Source organism: Pseudomonas sp. P1_A1, assembly GCF_056406935.1.
On sequence record NZ_JBFTZE010000004.1, the window covers coordinates 242,386 to 260,254 of the forward strand.

The following is a 17,869-nucleotide window of genomic DNA, read 5'->3' on the forward strand; positions in this document are numbered from 1 at the left end:
GAAACCACAAAAGCTTTCGGGTTCCGGCCCTGGCCCCCTTAAGCGTGATTTACAGACAAGTGGCCAGTACTCGCACAAGTTTTTGGGCTCGTGGATCCATCAAGACGTACGGCCCCAGGGTATTTGTCACAAAGCCGAAAGCCACATCATGCTCCGGATCAGCAAAACCGATGGAGCCGCCAGCGCCCGGGTGACCGAACGCCCGAGGGCCGAGGCCGTAGGTGGCGTTGGGAACATCCGGTTGATCGAGCATGCAACCCAGGCCGAAGCGGGTCCGGGTCAATAAAGTCTTGTCTTCGCCGACGCTGTGTTCGCGGGTCAGCTCGTCGAGCATTTCGCTTTCCAGCAGGCTGCCATCGAGCAGTCCGGCGTAGAAACCGGCCAGGCTGCGGGCGTTGCCATGGCCATTGGCGGCCGGCTGCTGCATGCGCCGCCATTCCGGCTTGTTGGTGCTGGTCATGATTGAAGGCGGGTTGGTGAAGGCCCGGGTGGTCATGGCCGTCGGTTCGCGCATGGTCACCTGCAGCAAGCGCTGGGCCGCGGCATCGCCGACGTTGCCTTTACCACGGGCGATGTGCGCCACACGATGGAACTCTTTGTCGGCAAGGCCGACGTGGAAATCCAGCCCCAAAGGCTTGGCAACCCGCGCCACGATGGACTCGCCCGGCCCACGACCGTCGGCGCGACGCAGCAACTCACCGACGAGCCAGCCATAGGTGATCGCCGCATAACCGTGACCTTCACCCGGCGTCCACCACGGCGCTTCGGCGGCCAGGGCATCGACCATGGTCTGCCAGTCGTAAAGCGCTTCGGGGGGCAGCAACTCGCGCAGGGCCGGCAGACCAGCCTGATGGCAGAGCAAGTGGCGCAGCGTCACGGATTCTTTACCGGCGGCGGCAAATTCGGGCCAGTAGCGGGCGACCGGGGCATCGAGTTGCAGCTTGCCTTCAGCCACCAATTGCAGCGCCGTGACGGCGGTGAAGGTTTTGGTGCAGGAGAACAGGTTGGCGATGGTATCGCTGTGCCAGGCCTCATGGCCGTCCTTGTCGGCGGTACCGGCCCAAAGGTCGAGGACGGTTTCACCACCGATCCGGATGCACAACGCCGCGCCACGTTCCTGAGGATCGTCGAACAGTGCTGCAAACGCTTCACGCACCGCTTCGAACTTAAGCTCGTAATGACCCTGAATCTGCACCCGCAACTCTCCCGGAAAAACGCTCTACAAAGTGGCCCGCATTGTTCCAGCCCTTGAGGGATTTGGGAACAGGGCCGGGCCGGGCGGTCAACTCAAGATCAAGATCAAAAGATCGCAGCCTGCGGCAGCTCCTACAATGAGCTTGAGTACACCCTGTAGGAGCTGCCGAAGGCTGCGATCTTGGYGATCTCAGGAATCAATGGCCATTAGCAGAATGCCCACCCGCATGGCCAGCGCCCTTGCCCGGGCCTTTGCCTGCCTCGCCCTTCCTGCCGCCCTCGACATCGTGACTGGCTTTATCCGCCTCAGCGCTGGCCTTCTCCGCCTCTTTGCCAAGCTGATCGATGATCTGCACATTGCTTTTACGCACACTGTCGACAAAGCCCTGGAACGGCAAATCGGTAATGCCCACCAGACCGAAGTGCCCGTTCTCGCCATCCAGCAGACGACCGGTCACCGGCTGGTCGAGGTACTGGAACCAGTGCACCCCGACAATCGACGGTTCGCTCATCGCCTGTTTAAGGAAGTGAGCATAAGCCGTGCCGCGGTCTTCTTCCTTCGCCAGTTGCGTCACGCCGCCCCAGAACGGACCGCGATCCGCCGAGCCGAAGTTGAATTCGGTGATCAGCACCGGTTTGTCCAGGCTGCGCAGTTTGGCGAAGTCATAACCGTCCTGGGGTTGCAGGGTGTACATGTTGAAGCTCAATACGTCGCAGTATTGCGCGCAGGACTCGACCGCTTCAGGGGTGCTGATGGCAAAGCGGCCACCGAGCAACAACTGATTCGGCGCATGCCATTTGAGCGAGTCGGAAACAGTCTTGAAGTAGGTGTCGGCGAAGACCTTCTGGAAGTATTTGAAATCGGCTTCGATTTCCGGGTGTTCGGCGCTCGGCTCCGGCGGCACGAAGCCTGGGTCTTCCATCAATTCCCAGGCCGGCAGATCAATGCCCCAGGCTTTCGACAGCCCCGCCTGGTTGCGGTACTTGTCGCGCAGTTGCTTGAGGAAGGCGCGTTTGGCCGGAACGTCGGTAGTCATTTTCAAGGTGCCGTAGGCCAGCGCATAACGGGCCTTCGGGTCGTCGCCGGGACCGGCCCAGGCCAGCTCGTTGTCGACGAAGTAACCGATCAACCACGGATCGTCGCGATGGTCGCGGGCGGCGATGGCCACGGCGCGTTCGGTGGCCATGGCGAAACGCGGGTCGAACGGGTCAGGCATGCCGCCCCACCAATCGGTGCCGGTGCTGATGCTGGCGTAATCGCCGACGATCGATAGCGGCAAGGTGTACGGCACACGGTCAGCGTTGCCCAACACCGGTGCGCTCCAGTTGCCGAGGGTGTTGAAACCCCAGGCTTGCAGGCGATCGAGGGTATGACTGGCCCAGCGTTGTTCGTCGACAGTTACTTTGCAGGGTTCGACGGCCGTTTTTTCGACTGTCGCTTCAACCGCGCCGGTCTTGGCCGCTTCGGCCACACCGGCGCTGGATTCAGTAGACGCAGGAGCGGCTGATTGCTCGGCGGTCTTATCGACCGTCGCCTCAACCGCCTCGGCCTTGGCGGCTTCGGCAACACCGGCCTTGGTGTCGCGGCCCGGTGCGCAAGGGTCGCCATACAGGCGTTGCAGGTTGGCGCCATAGAAATCGTACCAACGACCGGCGTTGTAGGCTCGGCCCTGATCGGCACCGTTGCCGCCACGGTTGTCGCCTTCGCCATAGTGGCTGGCCAGGGGCTCGTCGGGTTTGGGCAGTGACTCGAACATCCACTCGCGCCCGGCGACGTAGGTCTGGTTGACGCTCGGGGTCACGGTGTTGACGCCGAGGGAATAGAACGGATGCCCCTCCGGAGTCACCAGGTACCAGCGGCCATCACGCTTTTCGGTGCGGAAAAAGCCGCTAGCCTTGAACACCGGACCTTTGTTCAAGCCGCCGAACTTGTCCAGAGGCGCCTTCTCGCGCTCCACCAGCCAGGTTTTCAGTTGTTGCTGTTCTTTGCCAGCGGCGGATTTCAGTTGCTCGTCGCTGCTGATCTTCTCCGGCCACTTGGCCCGGGTCGATTGACCGTAAGCGTCCACCAGACCGCCATATGCAGCTTTGGTAGCGGCCTCGCCGTCCTGCACGCCGAAGCGCTCGAGCAGAATGCTTTGGGCGACTTTCGGCTGATCCATCGACAAGGTCACCGACACCACCTGGCTGCGATCCAGTTCACCGGTACTGCTGGCCAGCAATACACGCTGCCCTTCGAAGCTCATCGGCATCGGCGGGCCGGCTTTCATGCCCAGGCTCAGCGGCGAACTCGGCTGCAGCGGTACCAGCAGAGTCTGCGCCGGGCCGGCCGGCAGATCGATACGGCTGACCAGAGTTTTGCCGTCGTTACTCTGGATTTTCACGTACAAGGTCACGGCCCAGCTCATCGCGCTCTGGATCCGCAGGCTCATGACGCCCGACTGCGACCAGTCCCAGGCACCGGTCTGCGGTGTCAGGCGCAAGGTCGGCTGGGCAGCCGGGTTGAAGGTCACGCGACGCAACACTTCGCCTTCGGCCGTTTGCTCCGCGTTGGATTGCGGAAGGCTGGCGTCCTGGGTCGCCACCTGAACCACGTCGGCGGGACGCACAAAGTTGAACAGCGTCTGCTGGCCGGCGGGGGCCGCCAGTAAAGGGGCTGCGAACATCAAGGCAAAAACGGCGGGCAACGAACGGCGAATCATAAGAACGTGGTTCTCCCTAACGACCATCAATGGGCCAGTGGAAAGGCAGTGGCAGTGAGGTAGACAACGCGGTGGGCAAATTTGCCCACCGGAGCATCAGGAAATTTCACGACGAAATGGCGGCAATGCATTGAGAATAGCTTTGCCGTAGCGCTGCGTGACCAAACGACGGTCAAGCAAGGTGATGGTGCCGCGGTCTTCTTCGGTTCGCAGCAGGCGACCGCAGGCCTGGACCAGTTTCAGCGAGGCGTCCGGCACGGAGATTTCCATGAACGGATTACCGCCACGGGCTTCGATCCACTCAGCCAGCGCGGCTTCGACCGGATCGTCGGGCACCGAGAACGGGATCTTGGCGATCACCACGTGCTCGCAGTAAGCACCGGGCAAATCCACGCCTTCGGCGAAACTCGCCAGGCCGAACAGCACGCTGGAATCCCCGCCATCGACCCGCGCCTTGTGCTTGTTCAAGGTTTCCTGTTTCGACAGGTTGCCTTGAATGAACACTTGCTTGCGCCAGTCGCGATCCAGCCCGTCGAACACGTCCTGCATCTGTTTGCGCGAGGAGAACAGCACCAGGGTGCCGCGGGAACCCTCGACCAGTTCCGGCAAGTCACGAATGATCGCCGCGGTGTGCGCCGGTGCATCGCGTGGGTCGGCTTTCAGGTCCGGCACCCGCAGCACACCGGCGTCGGCATGATGGAACGGGCTCGGGACCACGGCAGTCACGGCGGTTTTAGGCAGGCCGGCGCGCATGCGGAAACGGTCGAAGGTGCCAAGAGCGGTCAGGGTCGCCGAGGTCACCAGCGCCCCGTAAGCCACGTTCCACAGGTTGCGCCGGAGCATTTCCGCCGCGAGGATCGGGCTGGCATTGACCTCGATGTCGAACAGCGAACCGCTTTCGGCCAGGGTCAGCCAGCGGGCCATGGGCGGGCTGTCTTCCGGGTCTTCGACGGTGAAGGCGGTCCACAACTCCCAGTTGCCCGAAGAACGCGACAGCAGGCTACCGAACAGCGGATACCACTCTTCGGCCTGGTTGCTGGCGATGCCGATGTTGACCTCGCCGTCCATGCCTTCCTTGAGCAGTTCGGTAAGCCGGGTGAACAGGTCGGTCAGCCGGGCGAAGCCCTTTTTCAGCTCGATGCCCATTTCACGCATATGTTCGGGAATCACCCCGCCGACGAAACGGTGACGCGGCCGTTCGCGGCCTTCGACGTCTTCGCCGGGCTTGAAGTCGGCGACCTGCTCACAGGCGCTGAACATGAACTGCTGTTGGGTCTTGATCTCCCGCGCCAGCTCCGGCACCTGCTCGATCAACTTGCCCAGATCCCCCGGCAGCGGGTGTTGGGCCAGCAGTTTGGTGAGGTTCTTGGCGGTGGTTTCCAGCCAGTCGGCGGTGGAGCGCAGGCGTGTGTAATGGGCGAAGTGGCCGATGGCCTTGTCCGGCAGGTGATGGCCTTCGTCGAACACGTAGATCGTATCGCGCGGGTCCGGCAGAACCGCGCCGCCGCCCAGGGCCAGGTCGGCCAGGACCATGTCGTGGTTGGTGACGATCACGTCGACCTTACCCATGCCTTCGCGGGCCTTGTAGAAGGCGCACTGGCCGAAGTTGGGGCAATGGCGGTTGGTGCACTGGCTGTGATCGGTGGTCAGGCGCGCCCAATCGGCGTCTTCGAGCGCGGTGGACCAACTGTCGCGGTCGCCGTCCCACTTATTGCCGGCAAGTTTCTCGATCATACTGGTGAACAGCTTCTGACTGGCCTCATCGACCTCGATCTTGAAGCCTTCTTCTTCGAACAGCTGCGCGGTGGCGGTTTGCGCGTGACCTTCCTGGAGCAACATGTCGAGCTTGGACAGGCACATGTAGCGCCCCCGGCCCTTGGCCAGGGCGAAGCTGAAATTCAGCCCGCTATTGCGCATCAGGTCGGGCAAGTCCTTGTAGACGATCTGCTCTTGCAGGGCCACGGTGGCCGTGGCGATCACCAGACGCTTGCCGGCGGCCTTGGCGGCGGGGATGGCCGCCAGGCTGTAGGCGACGGTTTTGCCGGTACCGGTGCCGGCTTCCACCGCGACAATCGCGGGGTCGCCACTGCGCCGGCCTTCGTCGTCGGTGTCGATGTCACCGAGGACCTTGGCGATTTCGGCGATCATCAGGCGTTGGCCGTAGCGCGGCTTGAGGCTCTTGGCTTCGAGAAAACGCGAGTAGGCGCCCTGGATCGTGGTTTTGAGTTCAGTGCTGATCATGGATTGTCGGGCGCAAAAAAGGCTGGATAAATTTTCAGTGGTTCGGATCGGCCGCTATCATACCCCGCTAATTAATCCCGCGCAGAACGGAGTACCCCAATGACACCTTTTGGCATCGTTTATACCCTGCATGTCCTGGCTGCCCTGGTATGGGTCGGCGGCATGTTTTTCGCCTGGATGGTCCTGCGCCCCGCGGCGATGAAGGCGCTGGAAGGCCCTGGCCGGTTGAAGCTGTGGGTGGAAGTGTTTCAAGGTTTTTTCCGCTGGGTCTGGGTCGCGGTGGTGCTGTTGCCGATCAGCGGTGTGGGCATGATTCATTTGCAGTTCACCGGGTTTGAAGCGGCACCGCGGTATGTGCAGGTGATGATGGGACTGTATGTGGTGATGACCGCGTTGTTTATCCGGATTCAGGCGCTGCTGCTGCCGGAACTGCGCACGGCGGTAGCGGCTCAGGATTGGCCGACGGGGGCGGCGACGCTGGGCAAGATTCGCCGGTTGGTGGGGATTAACCTGATAGTCGGGTTGGTGCTGGTGGCGATTGCTGCGGCTCGGCCGTGATCGTTCCCACGCTCTGCGTGGGAATGCCTCAAGGGACGCTCCGCGTCCAGTGACGCGGAGCGTCACGGGCTGCGTTCCCACGCAGAGCGTGGGAACAATCGTTTCAGAAACTGCTTACAACCGCTGAATGCTCACCGAACCTGCCGCCCCGGCAGGCCCAGGCTGGCCATCGGCACCGGGGCGACCGCTCTTGCCGCCATCGGCTTTATAGACAATGCAGCCCTTGGCCTTGCCGCCCGCCCCCGGTTTGCCACCGGGTCCGGCCGCGCCACCGACTCCGCCCGCCACCTCGACCTTGATCTGCTGCGCCGGATAGTCACGCGGTACTTCCAGCCGAACCAGCGCCCCCGGCGCACCGGGTTGGCCGTCGCTGCCGTCACTGCCATCGGAGCCGCGACCGGCCTGGCCCCAGGTGCAACCCGGCGCTTGGCCGTTGGCCCCGTCAAGGCCGACAAAACCCGGGGCGCCCGCGCCACCGCGAGCGTCTACCAACAATTGCGGCGCCTTCAGCGCTTTGATCTGCAAATTCAGATTGCGCCCGGAGCGGGCAGCCTTGAGATAAGTCCCGGGGGCGCCCCGCGCGGTGATCTGGCTGCCTTCGGCCAACTCGGCCCGGCTGACCTTCAACGCCAGAGCCTGTTCGCTCGGCACAATGGCGATCCGCGCTTCGCGCCCCAGGTGCAGCTCGCCGACCGTCACTTCGGTCACGTTCGAGGGAATCAGCAAGGTGCCGTAATCGGCGACTTCCAGTCGTTCCAGTTGCAGGGAACTGGCGGTATTGGGCAAACGCATCAGCGAGTTGGTTTCAACACTCACCACCTGAGCGCAGGCCAATGGGCTGATGAGTGCGGCGAGCAGACAGAGTTTACGCATGGGAAGCCTTCGCAGTGGCCGGGGCCGGAATGGTTTGCAGGTGGAAAACGCCGAAAAAGACAATCTTCAGGCGATCACGCCAGGGGTGGGCTCGACCTTTGAGGCTGCGATTGCAGAACACCAGCTCCAGAAGATGAGTCAGCACCAGCAGGCTGCCGGCCAGGTTGACCAACAGATGCAGTGGATGAACAAACGGAATGAGCAGATTGACCAGCGCCACCAACCAGAACAGCAGGGTCAACAACTTCCCCAGCCCCCAAAACACCTTCATACGCTCCCCCGTCGAGAATTATTCTTTGCGCGCACAGTAACGGCTTACACGCGGGATAAGCCAGAGGGCAACAGAAAATTCTTCCGAAAGGCATCGAATGGCCGCCGGACCCACCTTGATGGTCCTCCGACGGCTCTATCACGGGCCTCTTGATCGCCGAGCCTAGCGATTGATGTGCAACTCCACGCGACGGTTCTGCGCCCGCCCTTCTTCCGTGTCGTTGTCGGCCACCGGCTGGCTTTCACCCTTGCCTTCGCTGGTGAGTTTGTTCGGCGCCAGGCCACGACTCAACAGGTAGGCCGCCACGCTGCTGGCACGCCGTTCCGACAGTTTCTGGTTATAGGCGTCCGAACCCTGGCTGTCGGTATGGCCGACGACTTTGACGCTCACCACATCGGCGCTCTGCAATTTGGGCATCAGCGAATCCAGCTCAGTGCGCGCGGCGGGCGTCAGCTCGGACTTGTTGTACGCGAACAACACGCTACTGCTCAGGGTGATGACTTCGGATTTCGCGGCTTCGGGTTCGGCAGGTTTCACGCTGGCCGGGTACTGCGGTAGCGGACAACCGTGATGATCGACAGGTGTATTGGCGGGCGTATCGGGGCAGCGATCCCGTCGATCGAAGACACCGTCACCGTCTTCATCGCCATCCTGGGCGTAACAGATCAAGCCACCGGTCAAGATCCCGAGCGCCGCGCCTCCCGCCGCCCAACCGCCACTTTCGATCGCGCCCAAACCTCCGCCCACCAGTCCGCCAATGACACTGCAGATCGGCCAGGTTCGTTGATTCAAGGGGGCAGTGCCATCGCTGTGAGTCGCGCAACCGGTCAGAAGGCTGCCAAGCAGCAGAACCGGCAAGACGGTCCTTGTGAGAACGCTCATTGTGAATGCTCCTGTGTCACCGGCCCATACCGGTCACACAGGAGTAAAGACCCGCATCCGCGACTGTACAAGCCGCGGAGCGCGAGGGGCCTAGCGGTCGATTTTGATTTCCGTACGCCGGTTCAGCGCACGGCCGTCAGCGGTTTTGTTATCGGCCACCGGCTGGCTTTCACCAGCACCGGTCACAGACACGAAACTGCTGCGTGGCACGCCTTGGGAAATCAGGTATTCCACCACCGAATGGGCGCGTCTGTCCGACAGTTTCTGGTTGTATTTATCGCTGCCGACGCTGTCGGTATGACCGGTGACGGTCAGCCTGGTACTGGCGGATTCCTGTTTCAGGCGCGTGGCAACGGTGTTGAGTACCTCTTTATCGGAAGGGGTGAGCTTGGCCGAGTCGAACTGGAAGTGAACATCACGGATAACGATGACTTCTTCCTTGACCACCGCCTTCTCTTCGACCACTGGCGCAGGCGCGGGTGGAGGACAGCCGTCGGCATCGACCCGCACGCCTCTAGGTGTGTGCGGGCACTTGTCGCGGCTGTCCGGCACGCCATCGCCGTCTTCGTCGCCATCGCCATGCACCCAGCAATACGCCGCTGCCGTGCCGCCGACCAGCAGCGCGCCGTACCCCGCCCATGAAGAGCTCTCGGTCGCACCGAGCCCCGCACCGACGACACCACCGACCGCCGCACAGGTCGGCCAGTCGGTTTTCTGCAAACCTGCGCAACCAGTCAACACACTGGTTAGCAGAACCAAAGGTAATGCTGTCCGAACTATGCTCATCTAGTTTCTCCTGAGGGATCGGCTAATAACCGATTCAGGGAGTAAAGACCGGAGTTTTAATCTCCGCCAGCAATAGGCCATTGCTGTTTCGCCCTATGTTCACGGAAGATCGCTGCTTTTTGCTTAAACCCGCTCTGCAAGACAAGTTAGTCTTGGTGTTCTGATTGAGGATTTTCGATGATTGCAGGTATTTCTTCGCGCACGCCCCAGCAGGCGTTGGCCGCTTTGCTTGATCGTTACGCCCCGGCGCGTCTGTTGCTGATTGGCGCCAGTGAGTTCCCCGCGCTCGAGGCATTCAAACTCGCGCACCCGGACAGCATCGTGGCTTTTGCCGCACCCGGAGCATTGCCGGCCGAACTGGCGGCGCAGCGGTTTGATCTGGCGCTGGTGGTCGATTGCCTCGAACACTTGCCCAAGCGCGACGGCCTGAATCTGCTCGGCGGGATACGCAACCTCAATGCCAGTCGCATTGCGGTGCTTGCCGACTTGCCCGCCAGCGGTTGGCAGGAGACGGATTTTTTCTCCCTGGCCTTGCAAGCCAGCGAACGCTTCCAGCGCGACGATCAAGTGTTGACGTTGTTTACCTACGATCTGCTTGACTACAAACAGGTGCCCGACTGGCTCAACTCACGCTTCTGGGCCAATCCGGAAAACTTCGGGAAATACTGGTGGTAACGCAATGAGTACATCCATTTGCCCTTGCGGCAGCGGCACGCTGCTCGACGCCTGCTGCGGTCATTACCATGCCGGCCATCCGGCCCCTAGCGCCGAAGTCCTGATGCGTTCGCGCTACAGCGCCTATGTGCTGGGGCTCGTCGACTATCTGGTGGCCACCACCCTGCCCGCGCAACAGGCCGTCCTGGATCGCCAATCGATCAGCGACTGGAGCGCCCAAAGCACCTGGCTGGGCCTGGAAGTGGAAAGCGCCGAGGTCTTCGGCGGCCAGCCGGAGCACGCCTTCGTCACCTTCACCGCTCGCTGGCACGACGGCAGCGGCGAACACAGTCACCGCGAACGCTCGTCATTCGTGCAGAACGCCGGCCGCTGGTACTTCATCGACCCTACCGTGCCACTCAAGGCCGGGCGCAACGATGCGTGCCCGTGCGCCAGCGGGCAGAAGTTCAAGAAGTGTTGCGCGAGTTATTTCGGCGTTTGAGGTGATGCCTAAAAGATCGCAGCCTTCGGCAGCACCTACAGAGTGATCGGCGTACATCTGTAGGTGTAGGCGCTGCCGAAGGCTGCGATCTTTTGGGGCTAGACTGGGGGTCAAGGAGAAACACGACCATGACCACCCGACGACTCGCGCTCTATCTGTTCACCCTGCTGCTGTTTTCAGGACTCGGCGGCTGCGCCTCATGGTTCAGCAACGACCTGCCTGATCCGCAGGTGCATCTGGTCAAGGTCGAGGTGGTCCGGGCCAAGTTGCTGGAGCAGAAATTCCTGCTGCATTTTCGCGTCGACAACCCCAATGACGAAGACCTGACGGTGCGCGCCCTGGAATATCGCATTCACCTGGGGGACATCCTGCTGACCGAAGGCGAGCACGAACATTGGTTCACCGTCGGCCCCAAGCACAGTGCCTACTTCAAGGTGCCGATCCGCACCAACCTGTGGTCCAGGGTTCGGGACGTGGTGAAACTGCTGAAAAAACCTGAGCAACCGATTCCCTATCGTCTGGAAGGAACGCTTGAAACCGGTTTATTCATCGCGCACTACGTGCACCTGGCGCGCAATGGCGTGATAATCGCCGCCGATTTAATTCCGGAGCGACCCCGATGACCCAGCAACCCCACGTCCATGGCCCTGACTGCAACCACGATCATGACCATCACGACCACCATGATCACGACCATGGCCACGTTCACGGCCCGAACTGCGGCCACGCCCACCAGGAACCGGTGCGCAACGCCCTGAAAGACGTCGGCCGCAACGACCCTTGCCCGTGCGGCAACGGCAAGAAATTCAAGAAGTGCCACGGCGCTTGAGGCTTCGGGCGAATAACTTCTTCGCCTGTTGAATCGCCTTCCCCGCTCCCACATTTGAACTGCGTCAGCCACAAATTGTGCGTATACAGCAGATCCAATGTGGAGCGGGCTTGCTCGCGAAGACGGACTGACAGTCACCTCATTTCAAGATCTGTACAGTGCTGACGACCGTCGCATATTCCCCATGCAGATTCCCCAGCGACATCGCATGCACTTCTTCAGCGCAATGGGCATTGCCGAAATAATCCGCCTTGTCGAAGGTAAAGCACGCATCCTCCACAACCCACGCCTCAAACCCCAGGTTGCCAGCCGTTCGCGCCGTGGACTCCACCGAATTGTTGGTCGCCACGCCAACGATAATCAGCTGATCGATCCCCGCCTCGCGCAAACTCGCTTCCAGCCCGGTCGAACAGAATGCATCCGGCACCTGCTTCTGAACCACTTGCTCGCCGCTCAAGGGTTGAAAACGTTCCTGAAACTCCACCCCCGACTGCTGTGGCCAGAACACCGAATCCGCTGAGCGGGACAGGTGCTGCACATGAATCACCGGCCGCCCGGTGCGACGCCAATGCCCCAGCAATTCCAGGATGCGTTCTTCGGCCTGAGGGTTGTTTCGACGGCCCAACTTGGGATGCAGGATGCCTTTTTGTTGATCGATGATGATCAGCGCCGCGTTTGTCTTAAGCTCCATGCCGACTTTCCCCATGCGAGGTCATTGAATTTGCCGCACTTCAGCATCGCCTCTTGCTACTGGCAAGCCATCAAACGCAAACAGGATGACCTGATGCCGGCGATCACCGAAAAGAAATAACCCAGCCGCCGCTTGCGCGGCCACCTCCTGCTCACTAACGTAGCGCCTTTGTCGCGTCACTACCCCCGCAGGAGCTTTGCCATGGCCTCGCCAGCCCTTACACATTTTCTTCCCCGGTTCGGCGTTGCCGCAGCAGTGGCCGGTGTTTTGAGCCTGACCGGTTGTCAGACCTGGAACGCCCAGGACACCCTCCCGCCCACCTCCGGCGTGCAAGCGCTGAAGGGCCTGGCGCAAAACGTTTCAGTCCGCCGCAATGCCATGGGCATGCCGCTGATCGAGAGCAACAGTTTCCACGATGCCCTGTTCACCCTCGGCTACGTGCACGCCAGCGACCGCATCAGCCAAATGGTCACTCTGCGTCTGCTGGCCCAGGGCCGTCTGGCGGAGATGTCCGGCGCAGACCTGCTCGATGCCGACCGCTACATGCGAGCGGTCAATCTGAAGAAAAGCGCGGATGAGCTGTATAAGGCCTCGTCGCCACGCCTCAAGCGATTCTTCGAGGTCTATGCCCGCGGGGTCAACGCTTACCTGTTCCGCTATCGCGACAAACTGCCTGCGGACCTCGCGGCCACCGGCTACAAGCCTGAATACTGGAAGCCGGAAGATTCGGCGCTGATGTTCTGCCTGCTGAACTTCAGCCAGTCGGCGAACCTGCCGGAAGAAATTTCTTCGCTGATGCTGGCCCAAACCGTCAGCACCGACAAACTGGCGTGGCTGACACCTTCCGCCCCGGATGAAAAACTGCCGGTGGCTGAAGCTGAAAAACTTCAGGGCATCAAACTCACCGGGCAAATCCCGGGGCTGAGCGAAATCAGCAAAGCCACCGGTCAACTGTCGGATCTGAATCTGCTGGGCGCTACCTCCTCGAACAACTGGGCGATCGCCCCGCAACGCAGCCGCAGCGGCAAAAGCCTGCTGGCCAGCGACAGCCATGGGCCGCTGGGGGTGCCGTCGTTATTCAGTTACGTGCAGATTCGCGCGCCGAAATACCAGGCCTCCGGCGTAACCATTGCCGGGTTACCGATGGTGCTCGCTGGTTTCAACGGCAAAGTGGCGTGGAGCATGACCACGGTCATGGGCGACAACCAGGACCTGTTCCTGGAAAAAATCAAACGCCAGGGCAATGGCCTTTCCTACGAAGTGGGCGGCAAATGGCAGCCGGCGATCGTGCGCAACGAAACCTATTTCGTCAAAGGCCAGCGGCCGATTCGCGAAGCGGTGTACGAAACCCGCCACGGACCGCTGCTCAACAGCGCCCAAGGTACTGCGCTGGCGAATGGTTTCGGCCTGGCCTTGCAGGCGCCGGACTTCACCGATGACAAAACCCTGGACGCCTTTTTCGACCTGTCCCGGGCGCAGAGTACCGAGAGAGCGTCGGACGCTAGCCGTGAAATCCGCGCCATCGCCCTGAATCTGGTGTTTGCCGATGCCAGCAATATCGGCTGGCAAGTCACCGGTCGCTACCCGAACCGTCGCGAAGGCGAAGGCTTGCTGCCGTCGCCGGGCTGGGAAGGTCGCTACGACTGGGACGGTTACGCCGACCCGATGCTCCATCCGTATGACCAGGACCCGGCGCAGGGCTGGCTCGGCACCGCCAACCAGCGGGTCATTCCCCATGGCTACGGCATGCAGCTGTCCAATTCCTGGGCGGCACCGGAGCGTGGCGAACGCATGGCCGAACTGGCGGGCGTGGGCAAACACGACACCCGCAGCCTGATCGCCATGCAATACGACCAGACCACCACCTTCGCCGCCAAGCTGAAGAAGATGTTTGAAGCGCCAGGCATGGCCCAGCCGCTCAAGCAGGCCATCGAAGCGTTGCCGGTGGCCGATCGTGGCAAGGCTCGCGAGGCGTATACCCGCTTGATGGCCTTCGACGGCAAACTCAGCCCGACTTCCGCCGACGCGGCGATTTACGAGTTGTTCCTGCAGGAAAGCACCAAACAGATTTTCCTCGACGAACTGGGGCCGGAAAGCAGCCCGGCATGGAAAGCTTTTATCGCCAACGGCAAGTTGTCTTATGCAGCTCAGGCCGATCACCTGCTTGGGCGTGAGGACAGTCCGTTCTGGGATGACGTGCGCACTGCGCAGAAAGAAGACAAACCGGCGATCCTGGCCCGTAGCCTGGCGGCTGCGATCAGCGCGGGTGACAGCCAGTTGGGCGGCGATCACAAAGCCTGGCAGTGGGGCAAACTGCACCGCTACGAGTGGAAAAACGCCAGCGGCCAGACCGTGCGCGGTCCACTGGCGGCCGGCGGCGATCACACCACGCTCAACACCGCCTCGTTCGCCTGGGGTCAGGACTTCAACACCACGCAGGCCCCGGCCATGCGCTTTATTGTCGACTTCGGCCAGGCCGAACCGCTGATGGGCCAGAACGCTACCGGCCAATCCGGCAACCCGGCCAGCCCGCACAATCTCGACAGCGTCGATCCATGGCTCAAGGGTCAATACATGAGCCTGCCGATGCAGCCGCAGAACTTTGACAAGGTGTATGGCAAGACGCGGTTGACGCTGACGCCTGGCAAGTAACATCAAAAGATCGCAGCCTGCGGCAACGCCTACAGGGGATTCGCCCCCATCTGTAAGCGCTACCGCAGGCTGCGATCTTTTGTTATTAATCTCTGTGAAAATAAATAGAACTTCCCGTTTCGGGCGAACCTCCTAGCTAACAGGCCTTTCCATTCTGGTAACAATATGGACCTTGTTATCGCACGTCCTGAAGGTTTGTACTGCCCGCCCGGGGATTTCTATATCGACCCGTGGCGCCCCGTCGAGCGTTCAGTCATCACCCACGCTCATAGCGACCATGCTCGCCGTGGCAACCAACACTATCTGGCGGCGGCACCGGGTGCGGGCATTCTGCGCGCGCAGCTGGGCCAGCACATCAACCTGCAAACGCTGCCCTATGGCGAGCAATTGCTGCACCATGGCGTAAAACTGAGTTTTCACCCCGCAGGCCACATGCTCGGCTCAGCCCAGGTGCGGCTGGAATGCGGCGGTGAGGTCTGGGTCGCCTCCGGTGATTACAAAACAGAGCCCGACGGCACCTGTGCACCGTTCGAACCGGTGCACTGTCACACCTTCATCACAGAATCGACGTTCGGCCTGCCGATTTACCGCTGGCAACCCCAGGCGCAGATCCTTGCCGAGATCAATCAGTGGTGGCAGGCCAACGCCGCAATCGATAAAACCAGCGTGCTGCTCTGCCATGCTTTCGGCAAGGCTCAGCGGATTCTTCATGGCCTCGATGCCAGCCTGGGCCCCATCCTGGTGCATGGCGCGGTTGAACCGATCAATCAGTTTTATCGTCAGAGCGGCATTCATTTACCACCAACGATCTATGCCAGCGAAGTAAAAAAGCAGGATCCGATGATGCGCAAAGCTCTGGTCCTCGCGCCGCCTGCAACGGGTACCAGCAATTGGGTACGGCGCTTCGGCGACTACAGCGATGCCCTCGCCAGCGGTTGGGTGCGTTTGCGCGGCACGCAGCGGCGGCATGGCGTGGACCGTGGTTTCGTGCTGTCCGATCACGCCGATTGGCCCGGCCTGCTCTGGGCCATCGAACAGTCCGGGGCCGAGCGGGTGATGGTCACCCATGGATCGATCGGAGTGCTGGTGCGGCATCTGCGCGAACAGGGCCTCGATGCCATGGGATTGAGCACCGAATACAGCGACGACGAGAACAACGCAGCCTTCGAACCCGAGAGCGCCGAGGTGCAGGCATGAAAGCCTTCGCCGAGCTGTATGCCGAACTCGATGTCACCACCTCAAGCAACGCCAAACTGGCGGCGATGCAGCATTACTTCGCCCAGGCCACGCCCGAAGATGCCGCCTGGGCGGTGTATTTGCTGGCCGGCGGGCGACCTCGGCAATGGGTGCCGGTTCGGGTGCTGCGCGACATGGCAATCGCGTGTTCCGGGCTCTCGCCCTGGTTGTTCGAGGAAAGCTACCAGGCGGTGGGTGATCTGGCGGAAACCATTTCGCTGGTGCTGCCCGAAACGCCTCACACGTCTACCGACGGACTGACGGTGTGGATTGAGGACAAACTGTTGCCACTGCGCAGCGCGCCCCCGCGGGTTCTCGCTGAACGCCTGCCCGCGCTGTGGGCGCAACTGGATCGCCAGGGCCTGATGCTATGCATCAAACTGATCACCGGCAGTTTCCGTGTCGGTGTCTCCAAATCGCTGGTCACCCGCGCCGTGGCAGCTACGGCCGGGCTCGACGGCAAACGCGTGGCCCAGCGGCTGGTGGGTTACACCGACCCGTCGCACCGCCCGAATGCCGCCAGTTACCTGAAGCTGATTGCCCCCGAAGCACCCGATGAACACGCCCAACGGGATGGCCAGCCCTACCCGTTTTTCCTTGCCCAGGCGTTGTCGCAACCGGTTGAGCAGTTCGAAGCCCTGCTCGGCCCGGCCAGCCAATGGCAAGTGGAGTGGAAATGGGACGGCATCCGCGCCCAAGTGGTCAAGCGCGATGGGCACTTGTGGGTCTGGTCGCGAGGCGAAGAACTGGTGACCGAACGGTTCCCCGAACTGGGCAGCCTGATTCACGACTTGCCCGACGGCACGGTGATCGACGGTGAAATAGTCGCCTGGAAAACCACGCCCTCGGGCTCTAGGAGCGCTTGCGAGCGGCCATCGCCTACCTCGCTGGCGGTGCAGCCTTTCGCCCTGCTGCAAAAACGCAGCAGCCGTCACACGCTGGACAAGCAAATCCTCAATGAGGTGCCCGTGGTCATTCAGGCCTTTGACCTGCTCGAATGGCAGGGCCAGGATTTGCGCAACCAGACTCAGGCCATGCGCCGCACTCAGTTGGAACACCTCGTCACCACCTGCGCAAACCCGGTGTTACTTGCCTCGCCCATGTTGATCGGCGAAGACTGGTTCGACCTCGCCCGCCAACGGGAAGCCTCTCGCAAACTGAAGGTCGAAGGGATGATGCTCAAGGCCCGCGATGCGCAGTATGGCGTCGGACGGAACAAAGACACGGGCGGGTGGTGGAAATGGAAAGTCGACCCGTTCAGTGTCGATGCAGTGCTGATCCATGCGCAGCAGGGTCATGGCCGCCAGGCCAGTCTCTACACTGATTACACTTTCGCCGTGTGGGACGGCTCACCCGACGCCCGCCAGCGGACACTGGTGCCTTTCGCCAAGGCCTACTCCGGGTTGACCCACGAAGAAATCCGCCAGATCGACAGCATCATACGCAAGACCATGGTGGAAAAATCCGGATCCGTGATCCGTGTGAAACCAAGCCTGGTGTTTGAGCTGGGATTCGAGAGCATTGCCCCGTCGAAACGGCACCCGAGCGGGATTGCGGTGCGGTTTCCGCGGATATTGCGCTGGCGGCAGGACAAGTCGGTGGAAGAAGCCGACAGCCTGGCGACATTGCAGGATTTGTTGACCTGATCCCTGATGCCGGTAAGTCAGACACAGAATCTTAGGAGCGAGGCTTGCCCCTCGCCACACTACGCACCATCCAGGCGCAAGAATCTGGCGATGCCCGTTTTCGTGCACAAATCGCGCTTTGCCATTTCCTGTGTCACCTTTTAAAACGCTTG

General features: G+C 61.5%; 16 protein-coding genes. 8 read left to right on the plus strand and 8 right to left on the minus strand.

Annotated features, from left to right (window positions below; genetic code table 11):
- Window positions 1-49: 49 nt before the first annotated feature.
- The 3 genes from AC1D2Q_RS08040 to dinG form a co-directional block, all read right to left on the minus strand.
- Window positions 50-1,195 (minus strand): serine hydrolase domain-containing protein, encoded by a 1,146-nt coding sequence (locus tag AC1D2Q_RS08040; protein ID WP_258670995.1) that lies wholly within the window; start codon window positions 1,193-1,195, stop codon window positions 50-52.
- A gap of 196 nt (window positions 1,196-1,391) precedes the next feature.
- Window positions 1,392-3,896, minus strand: coding sequence for a beta-galactosidase (locus tag AC1D2Q_RS08045; RefSeq protein WP_477812856.1), 2,505 nt, complete (start codon window positions 3,894-3,896; stop codon window positions 1,392-1,394).
- Window positions 3,897-3,992: 96 nt separating this feature from the next.
- Window positions 3,993-6,137 carry an ATP-dependent DNA helicase DinG gene (gene dinG / locus AC1D2Q_RS08050; RefSeq protein WP_477812857.1) on the minus strand — a complete coding sequence of 715 codons (2,145 nt, stop codon included), beginning with the start codon at window positions 6,135-6,137 and terminating at the stop codon, window positions 3,993-3,995.
- 99 nt (window positions 6,138-6,236) lie between these two features.
- On the opposite strand from dinG, the gene AC1D2Q_RS08055 reads away from it, so the two are divergent.
- Window positions 6,237-6,695, plus strand: a complete 459-nt coding sequence (locus tag AC1D2Q_RS08055) for a CopD family protein (protein WP_477812858.1) — start codon at window positions 6,237-6,239, stop codon at window positions 6,693-6,695.
- 114 nt (window positions 6,696-6,809) lie between these two features.
- On the opposite strand, the gene AC1D2Q_RS08060 is transcribed toward AC1D2Q_RS08055, so the two are convergent.
- The 4 genes from AC1D2Q_RS08060 to AC1D2Q_RS08075 form a co-directional block, all read right to left on the minus strand.
- A complete protein-coding gene (locus AC1D2Q_RS08060) occupies window positions 6,810-7,568 on the minus strand; it encodes a collagen-like protein (RefSeq protein WP_477812859.1) in 759 nt (252 codons plus the stop codon).
- Window positions 7,561-7,839 (minus strand): DUF1145 domain-containing protein, encoded by a 279-nt coding sequence (locus AC1D2Q_RS08065; RefSeq protein WP_477812860.1) that lies wholly within the window; start codon window positions 7,837-7,839, stop codon window positions 7,561-7,563. Before AC1D2Q_RS08065 ends, AC1D2Q_RS08060 begins: the two co-directional genes overlap by 8 nt.
- A gap of 162 nt (window positions 7,840-8,001) precedes the next feature.
- Complete coding sequence (locus tag AC1D2Q_RS08070; protein WP_477812861.1) at window positions 8,002-8,721, minus strand: PA1041 family peptidoglycan-binding anchor lipoprotein; 720 nt, start codon at window positions 8,719-8,721, stop codon at window positions 8,002-8,004.
- A 90-nt stretch (window positions 8,722-8,811) separates the two neighbouring features.
- Window positions 8,812-9,507 (minus strand): PA1041 family peptidoglycan-binding anchor lipoprotein, encoded by a 696-nt coding sequence (locus tag AC1D2Q_RS08075; RefSeq protein ID WP_477812862.1) that lies wholly within the window; start codon window positions 9,505-9,507, stop codon window positions 8,812-8,814.
- A gap of 177 nt (window positions 9,508-9,684) precedes the next feature.
- Here AC1D2Q_RS08075 and AC1D2Q_RS08080 point away from each other — a divergent pair, with 177 nt between their 5' ends.
- The 4 genes from AC1D2Q_RS08080 (at window position 9,685) to AC1D2Q_RS08095 (ending at window position 11,492) form a co-directional block, all read left to right on the plus strand.
- Window positions 9,685-10,182, plus strand: a complete 498-nt coding sequence (locus AC1D2Q_RS08080; protein ID WP_477812863.1) for a DUF6231 family protein — start codon at window positions 9,685-9,687, stop codon at window positions 10,180-10,182.
- Between the two features lie 4 nt (window positions 10,183-10,186).
- Complete coding sequence (locus AC1D2Q_RS08085; RefSeq protein WP_477812864.1) at window positions 10,187-10,663, plus strand: YchJ family protein; 477 nt, start codon at window positions 10,187-10,189, stop codon at window positions 10,661-10,663.
- 128 nt (window positions 10,664-10,791) lie between these two features.
- Window positions 10,792-11,286 carry an LEA/WHy family protein gene (locus tag AC1D2Q_RS08090; protein WP_477812865.1) on the plus strand — a complete coding sequence of 165 codons (495 nt, stop codon included), beginning with the start codon at window positions 10,792-10,794 and terminating at the stop codon, window positions 11,284-11,286.
- Window positions 11,283-11,492 (plus strand): SEC-C metal-binding domain-containing protein, encoded by a 210-nt coding sequence (locus AC1D2Q_RS08095; RefSeq protein ID WP_007906737.1) that lies wholly within the window; start codon window positions 11,283-11,285, stop codon window positions 11,490-11,492. Before AC1D2Q_RS08090 ends, AC1D2Q_RS08095 begins: the two co-directional genes overlap by 4 nt.
- A gap of 139 nt (window positions 11,493-11,631) precedes the next feature.
- On the opposite strand, the gene AC1D2Q_RS08100 is transcribed toward AC1D2Q_RS08095, so the two are convergent.
- Window positions 11,632-12,183: a cysteine hydrolase family protein gene (locus AC1D2Q_RS08100; RefSeq protein WP_477812866.1), complete on the minus strand. Its 552-nt coding sequence runs from the start codon at window positions 12,181-12,183 to the stop codon at window positions 11,632-11,634.
- A 201-nt stretch (window positions 12,184-12,384) separates the two neighbouring features.
- On the opposite strand from AC1D2Q_RS08100, the gene AC1D2Q_RS08105 reads away from it, so the two are divergent.
- From AC1D2Q_RS08105 to AC1D2Q_RS08115, 3 genes are all read left to right on the plus strand, one after another.
- Window positions 12,385-14,835 (plus strand): penicillin acylase family protein, encoded by a 2,451-nt coding sequence (locus AC1D2Q_RS08105; RefSeq protein WP_477812867.1) that lies wholly within the window; start codon window positions 12,385-12,387, stop codon window positions 14,833-14,835.
- A gap of 165 nt (window positions 14,836-15,000) precedes the next feature.
- Complete coding sequence (locus tag AC1D2Q_RS08110; protein WP_477812868.1) at window positions 15,001-16,032, plus strand: ligase-associated DNA damage response exonuclease; 1,032 nt, start codon at window positions 15,001-15,003, stop codon at window positions 16,030-16,032.
- The gene (locus tag AC1D2Q_RS08115) at window positions 16,029-17,717 is read left to right on the plus strand and encodes an ATP-dependent DNA ligase (RefSeq protein WP_477812869.1); all 1,689 of its coding nucleotides are present in this window, start codon (window positions 16,029-16,031) and stop codon (window positions 17,715-17,717) included. The genes AC1D2Q_RS08110 and AC1D2Q_RS08115 overlap by 4 nt, the downstream gene beginning before the upstream one ends.
- Window positions 17,718-17,869: the final 152 nt, after the last annotated feature.

Excerpts from the sequence above, each read along its gene's own strand:
- AC1D2Q_RS08045 (WP_477812856.1), bottom strand. The coding sequence starts at position 3,896 with ATGATTCGCCGTTCGTTGCCCGCCGTTTTTGCCTTGATGTTCGCAGCC.
- dinG (WP_477812857.1), bottom strand. The coding sequence starts at position 6,137 with ATGATCAGCACTGAACTCAAAACCACGATCCAGGGCGCCTACTCGCGT.
- AC1D2Q_RS08055 (WP_477812858.1), top strand. The coding sequence starts at position 6,237 with ATGACACCTTTTGGCATCGTTTATACCCTGCATGTCCTGGCTGCCCTG.
- AC1D2Q_RS08060 (WP_477812859.1), bottom strand. The coding sequence starts at position 7,568 with ATGCGTAAACTCTGTCTGCTCGCCGCACTCATCAGCCCATTGGCCTGC.
- AC1D2Q_RS08065 (WP_477812860.1), bottom strand. The coding sequence starts at position 7,839 with ATGAAGGTGTTTTGGGGGCTGGGGAAGTTGTTGACCCTGCTGTTCTGG.
- AC1D2Q_RS08070 (WP_477812861.1), bottom strand. The coding sequence starts at position 8,721 with ATGAGCGTTCTCACAAGGACCGTCTTGCCGGTTCTGCTGCTTGGCAGC.
- AC1D2Q_RS08075 (WP_477812862.1), bottom strand. The coding sequence starts at position 9,507 with ATGAGCATAGTTCGGACAGCATTACCTTTGGTTCTGCTAACCAGTGTG.
- AC1D2Q_RS08080 (WP_477812863.1), top strand. The coding sequence starts at position 9,685 with ATGATTGCAGGTATTTCTTCGCGCACGCCCCAGCAGGCGTTGGCCGCT.
- AC1D2Q_RS08085 (WP_477812864.1), top strand. The coding sequence starts at position 10,187 with ATGAGTACATCCATTTGCCCTTGCGGCAGCGGCACGCTGCTCGACGCC.
- AC1D2Q_RS08090 (WP_477812865.1), top strand. The coding sequence starts at position 10,792 with ATGACCACCCGACGACTCGCGCTCTATCTGTTCACCCTGCTGCTGTTT.
- AC1D2Q_RS08095 (WP_007906737.1), top strand. The coding sequence starts at position 11,283 with ATGACCCAGCAACCCCACGTCCATGGCCCTGACTGCAACCACGATCAT.
- AC1D2Q_RS08100 (WP_477812866.1), bottom strand. The coding sequence starts at position 12,183 with ATGGAGCTTAAGACAAACGCGGCGCTGATCATCATCGATCAACAAAAA.
- AC1D2Q_RS08105 (WP_477812867.1), top strand. The coding sequence starts at position 12,385 with ATGGCCTCGCCAGCCCTTACACATTTTCTTCCCCGGTTCGGCGTTGCC.
- AC1D2Q_RS08110 (WP_477812868.1), top strand. The coding sequence starts at position 15,001 with ATGGACCTTGTTATCGCACGTCCTGAAGGTTTGTACTGCCCGCCCGGG.
- AC1D2Q_RS08115 (WP_477812869.1), top strand. The coding sequence starts at position 16,029 with ATGAAAGCCTTCGCCGAGCTGTATGCCGAACTCGATGTCACCACCTCA.